At 61.4% G+C, this 2793-nt stretch carries 4 protein-coding genes; all 4 read right to left on the bottom strand.

Annotated features, from left to right (window positions below; genetic code table 11):
• Nucleotides 1–100: 100 nt before the first annotated feature.
• Nucleotides 101–748: a protein phosphatase CheZ gene (gene cheZ, locus BGO62_RS02085; RefSeq protein ID WP_296638922.1), complete on the bottom strand. Its 648-nt coding sequence runs from the start codon at nt 746–748 to the stop codon at nt 101–103.
• 49 nt (nt 749–797) lie between these two features.
• The gene (gene cheY / locus BGO62_RS02080; RefSeq protein ID WP_296638921.1) at nt 798–1196 is read right to left on the bottom strand and encodes a chemotaxis response regulator CheY; all 399 of its coding nucleotides are present in this window, start codon (nt 1194–1196) and stop codon (nt 798–800) included.
• 102 nt (nt 1197–1298) lie between these two features.
• On the bottom strand, nt 1299–2372 hold the full coding sequence (locus BGO62_RS02075) for a chemotaxis response regulator protein-glutamate methylesterase (RefSeq protein ID WP_296638920.1): 1074 nt from the start codon (nt 2370–2372) through the stop codon (nt 1299–1301).
• A gap of 19 nt (nt 2373–2391) precedes the next feature.
• Nucleotides 2392–2793 (bottom strand): chemoreceptor glutamine deamidase CheD (locus BGO62_RS02070; protein ID WP_296638919.1); only part of this gene is annotated, 402 nt, incomplete at its 5' end.

The following is a 2793-nucleotide window of genomic DNA, read 5'->3' as shown; positions in this document are numbered from 1 at the left end:
TTGTAACTTGTAACTTGTAACTTGTAACTTGTAACTTGTAACTTGTAACTTGTAACTTGTAACTTGTAACTTGTAACTTGTAACTTGTAACTTAAGTTCGTCAGAACCCGAGGCTGTCGAGCAGGTCGTCGACCTGGCTCTGGTCGGCGACCACATCGCTCTTGTTCGCCGGGTTGATCTGCGGGCCGTTGAGCAGGCCGCTGCCGGATTCCCGCTTCACCTCGGCCGGCGCATAGTCGATCAGCAGTTGCACCAGTTGCTGCTCCAGCCCATGCGCGAGTTCGGTCACCCTGCGGATGACCTGTCCGGTGAGATCCTGAAAATCCTGCGCCATCATGATGTCGAGCAACTGCTGCTTGGTGGCGCCGGTGTCGTTGCGCATGTCGACCAGGCACTGCATGGTCAGCGTCGCCATGTCGCGATAATTGGCTTCCGAAAAAGGGGCTTTCAGCGCGGCATGCCAGCCATTCAGTATCTCGTCGGCTCCCGCATCGATCCGCTCCTGCAGGGGAATCGCCGTGTCGGTGGCGTTCAGCACGCGCTGCGCGGCCTGTTCGGTCATGCGCGCCACATAGTTGAGGCGTTCGCGGACGTCGGGAATCTCGTGCGTCGCCTTTTCCACTACCTTGTCGAGTCCCAGCGCGCGCAGGCTGTCGTGCAGGTTGCGGGTGATCTGGCCGATCCGCGCCAGCATCTCGTCCTGCTCGCACACCCCGCCCTGCGGTTCCACACGGGCTTCGGCACGCAGCGGATCGGCCGGGGCGGCCACGGCGGAGCCGGCGAATAGCGTATCCACGTCAGGCTCCCGCTTTTTCAAGTTTTTCGAATATTTTCGCGAGCTTCTCGTCGAGGGTGGCGGCGGTGAAAGGCTTGACCACATAGCCGCTGGCACCTGCCTGCGCCGCGGCGATGATGTTTTCCTTCTTGGCTTCGGCCGTCACCATCAGGACGGGCAGCTTGGACAGCGCGGCATCGGCACGGATGGTCTGCAGCATGGTGAGGCCATCCATGTTGGGCATGTTCCAGTCGGACACCACGAAATCGAAATTCCCGGCCCTCAGCTTGGCCAGGCCATCGACGCCATCTTCCGCTTCCTCGACGTTGGAGTACCCCAGTTCCTTGAGCAGATTGCGCACGATGCGGCGCATCGTGGAAAAGTCGTCAACAACCAGAAATTTCGTGTTTGGATCGGCCATACATAACTCCACTGATGCGGTTTGATTTGCTACTGGAATAATCGGCAGGATGGCGTCGAACTTGAGCCGAAAAACCGCCGGGAAGCCGCGTCGCGCGAAGAATCAGACCCGCATCGCGCGATTGCCGTGCGCCGCGAAAAACTCCAGCACCCGCCCCGGCAATTCGTGCAGGGGGGCGACATCATGGGTGGCGCCGATCGCGATGGCTTCCTTGGGCATGCCGAATACCACGCACGAGGCTTCATCCTGCGCCAGGTTGTAGGCCCCCGCCTTCTTCATTTCCAGCATCCCCGCCGCGCCATCCTTGCCCATGCCGGTGAGGATGACGCCGACCGCGTTCTTGCCCGCAGCGGCCGCGGCCGAGCTGAACAGGACGTCGACGGAGGGGCGGTGGCGGTTGACCGGCGGCCCCTGGTCGAGCCGGGTCATGTAGTTGGCGCCGCTGCGGACCAGCAGAAGGTGCGAATGGCCCGGCGCGAGATAGGCGTGACCCGGCAGCACGCGCTCGCCGCCTTCGGCTTCCTTGACCGAGATCCTGCACAGCTTGTCGAGCCGGTTGGCGAACGAGCGCGTGAAGCCTTCCGGCATGTGCTGGGTGATCAGGATGCCGGGGCAGTCCGGCGGCAGCTGCATCAGAAAGTCCTTGATCGCCTCGGTGCCGCCGGTGGACGCGCCGATGATGATCAGTTTCTCGCTGCTGGTAAGCGGATTGCGTACCGAAGCCAGGGCGGGGCTGGCCGGCTGGCCCTGCGTGCCGGGCAGCGTGCGCGGCTTGATTCTTGCGCGCGCGGCGATGCGGATTTTCTCCGCGATCAGCTCGGTGTACTCAAGCATGCCGCTCTGGATCGAGACCTTGGGCTTGGTCACGAAATCCACCGCGCCCATCTCCAGCGCGCGCATGGTGATTTCCGAACCCCGCTCGGTCAGCGACGACACCATGACCACCGGCATCGGGCGCAGCCGCATCAGCTTCTCGAGAAACTCCAGGCCGTCCATTTTCGGCATTTCCACGTCCAGCGTGAGGACGTCCGGATTGGTTTGCTTGATCAGATCGCGCGCCACCAGAGGATCGGGAGCGACACCCACCACTTCCATGTCCGGCTGGCTATTGATGATTTCCTTCATCACGCCGCGAATCAGCGCCGAATCGTCGACGATCAGAACCTTGATTTTCATGATGCTAACTTTCTGGCGCTCAAAACAGATCGATATCGCCGCTTACCGCATGGGTCTTGAGCCGGCTCGCGTAGTCCTGCTCTCGTTTCACCAGCGTGTAGTTGTTGAGTTGTTTGAGTTTCTTGACCAGCACCTTGCCGGTGTGCGGAAAGAAATACACCTTGCGCGGATGCACATCGTTCAGGTCCTCGGCCACGGTGCGGATGTTCTCGATCCGCAAAAAATCGCGTACGAACCGGGCATTGCGTTCGCCCACGTTGATCGCGGTAAAACCGCGCAGCACGTTGCCGCCGCCGAACACCTTGGCCTCCAGGTTCTCGCGCCGCGCACCCGCCTTGAGGATCTGGTTGATCAGCACCTCCATGGCATAGGCGCCATAGCGCATCGATGCCGACATCGGACTGCCGGCGTCGCCGCCGCC

Source organism: Thiobacillus sp. 65-1402 (assembly GCF_001897685.1).
GTDB lineage: Bacteria > Pseudomonadota > Gammaproteobacteria > Burkholderiales > Thiobacillaceae > Thiobacillus.
This window is presented reverse-complemented; position numbering and strand designations above follow the sequence as displayed.